This window comes from Bradyrhizobium sp. (assembly GCF_016462955.1).
GTDB lineage: Bacteria > Pseudomonadota > Alphaproteobacteria > Rhizobiales > Xanthobacteraceae > Bradyrhizobium.
Window position 1 is genome coordinate 1 of the sequence record NZ_JAEMSD010000720.1, and the last position, 2,694, is coordinate 2,694.

At 64.0% G+C, this 2,694-nt stretch carries 4 protein-coding genes; all 4 read right to left on the minus strand.

The annotated features are described in order from the left end of the window. The coding region (locus tag JHD07_RS37365; protein ID WP_291631306.1) for an integration host factor subunit beta at positions 1-299 on the minus strand (299 nt) is incomplete at its 3' end. Positions 300-471: 172 nt separating this feature from the next. Further along, positions 472-1,452, minus strand: coding sequence for a signal peptide peptidase SppA (sppA, locus tag JHD07_RS37370; protein WP_291631308.1), 981 nt, complete (start codon positions 1,450-1,452; stop codon positions 472-474). Positions 1,453-1,598: 146 nt separating this feature from the next. Continuing rightward, on the minus strand, positions 1,599-2,057 hold the full coding sequence (gene dut, locus JHD07_RS37375) for a dUTP diphosphatase (RefSeq protein ID WP_291631310.1): 459 nt from the start codon (positions 2,055-2,057) through the stop codon (positions 1,599-1,601). Next, positions 2,054-2,694: phosphopantothenoylcysteine decarboxylase (locus tag JHD07_RS37380; protein WP_291631312.1), on the minus strand; the 641-nt coding region annotated here is incomplete at its 5' end. The genes dut and JHD07_RS37380, both read right to left, overlap by 4 nt.

Genomic DNA, 2,694 nt, shown 5'->3' on the forward strand with positions numbered 1-2,694 from the left:
GCCGCGCCGGGATCCGGATGGTCGCGGTTCAGCCGCTCGCGCATTTCCTTGCCGGTCTTGAAGAACGGAACGCTCTTCTGATCGACAGGCACATGGGCGCCGGTGCGTGGATTGCGCCCTGCGCGTGCGGGACGATGCTTGACCGAGAAGGCACCGAAGCCACGCAGCTCGACGCGGTCACCGCGTGCAAGTGCCGCTACGATCTCTTCGAGAATCGCATTCACAATGTTCTCGACATCCCGCTGGTACAGATGCGGGTTGTGCTCGGCGATACGCTGAACAAGTTCGGATTTGATCATCGAGAGATAGGACCCGGGAGCGTGCGGATGACCATTTCCGTGAAAATACCTTGATCTGTCAAGACGCTAAATCAAGGTCGAACGCCGTGAAAATGCGTGACAAATGCCGAAAAAGCAGGCTGAGACGGCACGCGTCGAACGGGAAAAGCTTTCGGGACTCGCCTGCTTCCGGTCAGTTTGACGCAGCCGGCTGCCACAGGGCCAGCATTCCATCCATTCCGAGCCGGTCGACCGCCTGCGCGACGCCGGTTTGCCCGATCCGGTGCGCAATGCTGCTCAAACCGAGCGCTTCCAGCGTCACGGTTGCGGCGGTCTTGAGGAACGGCAGATCGCCAAAGCGCGGCTCAAGCTTGTAGTCGCGTACCGGCAGGCCCTTCCTGACGCCCTTGTGCTCGACCAGCCAGGTCACGGCCGTCTTCTCGTCGCCGATCTGGTCGATCAGCTTGAGCTCGATCGCCTGACGCCCGGTGAAGACGCGGCCATCAGCGACTTTTTCGAGCAGCGTGTCATCCATGCCACGCCGCTCCTTCACCATGCCCTTGAACCAGGCATAGGAATCCTTCACCAGCGCGTCGAGCGCGGCGCGCGCCTCTGGGCTGGTCGGCTCGAAACCGTTGGGCGCGGCCTTCAGCGGCGAGGATTTTACCTCCTCGACCTTGACGCCGATGGTCTTCAGCAGCTCCGAAACGTTGGGATATTGGAACAGTACGCCGATCGAGCCGACCAGCGAACTCTGCTGGGCGACGATATGGTCGCTCGCGATCGCCGTGATGTAGCCCCCGGAGGCGGCAAGGCCTTCGACCACGACGACCAGCGGCTTCTTTGCCTTCAGCCGAACCAGCGAATCGTACAGCTGTTCGGAGCCCGCGGTGGTGCCGCCCGGCGAGTTGATATGGACGATGACGGCGGCGGCCTGCGAGTTCTCCAGCCGCTCGAGCGCCTGCGTGCGATCGGAATCGCTGCGGATCAATCCCTCGATATGAACGCGCGCGATCGAGCCGGCCGACGCGAAGGTACCACGCGCACCCGGCGTCGCGATCAGCGCAAAGCTCGCAATCGCCGCGATCGCGATCAGCGCGGCCATCACACGCCAGAACGTCAGCTTGCGGCGAATCCTGCGGCGATCGACGATGATGTCCGAATCGAGCGACATCGAGATATCTCCAAATGAAAGATCAGGCGCGTTGTACCGTTACAACATGACCAACGACGTATCTGGATACATCAATTGCGGCGCAATTTGAAGAAATGAAGGCTGGGGCGGGGCATGGGCCGGCCGCACATCCGCTGTCGTGATCGCTAGCGGCCGGTGGAGCCGAATCCGCCTGCGCCGCGATCGGTCGCCGACAGGACGGCCACCGGAACCAGCGCGGCCTGCACCACCGGTGCGATCACCATCTGGGCGATGCGTTCGCCGCGCTTGATCACGAACGGCGCCTGGCCGTGGTTGATCAGGATCACCTTGATCTCGCCGCGGTAGTCGGCATCGATCGTGCCGGGCGAGTTCAGCACGGTGACGCCGTGCTTGGCCGCAAGCCCCGAGCGCGGACGCACCTGCGCCTCGTGTGCCGGAGGCAATGCGATCGCAAGGCCCGTCGGCACCAGCGCATATTGGCCGGGCGCGAGCGTCAGCGGCTCGTTCTCCGGCACGGCAGCCATCAGGTCGAGGCCGGCGGCCTCGGCGGTCTGGTAGGCCGGGAGCGGCAAGCCTTCGGCGTGGGCAAGGCGTTGCAGTTCGACGGTGACCTTCGTACTCAAGATGCCGGCTCCCGGGATTTTTCGGTCACGCTTTTCGCGATATGCGCGACCAGTTCGATGGCGACCTGTTCCTTGGTCATCACCGGCCAGGAATCAACGGTAATTTCGCCGTCCTTCGCACCGTTCTTGCGGCTGAGCAGGTGGACCGTGTTGCGATCGCCGCCCATCACACCGGTCGCGGGAGAGACGTCGTTGGCGACGATCCAGTCGCAGCCCTTGCGCGCGAATTTTGCCTTGGCGTTGTCGATGAGGTGCTCGGTCTCGGCGGCAAAGCCGATCACGAGCCTCGGGCGCTTGTCGCTCAGTTTGGAAATGGTGGCGAGGATGTCGGGGTTCTCGACCAATTGCAGCGGCGGCATGCCGGCCGACGTCTTCTTCAGCTTCTGCTCGCCCTCATTGGCGACGCGCCAGTCGGCGACCGCGGCGGCGAAGATCGCGACGTCGACGGGAAGCGCCGCCTGCACCTGCTCCAGCATCTGCCGCGCCGATTCGACGTGCTTCACGGTCACGCCGGCGGGATCGTCGAGATCGACCGGGCCGCTCACCAGGACGACCTCGGCGCCGGCGGCCTGCGCGGCGACGGCAATGGCAAAGCCCTGCTTGCCGGAGGACCGGTTGGCGATATAGCGCACCGGAT

Excerpts from the sequence above, each read along its gene's own strand:
- sppA (WP_291631308.1), bottom strand. The coding sequence starts at position 1,452 with ATGTCGCTCGATTCGGACATCATCGTCGATCGCCGCAGGATTCGCCGC.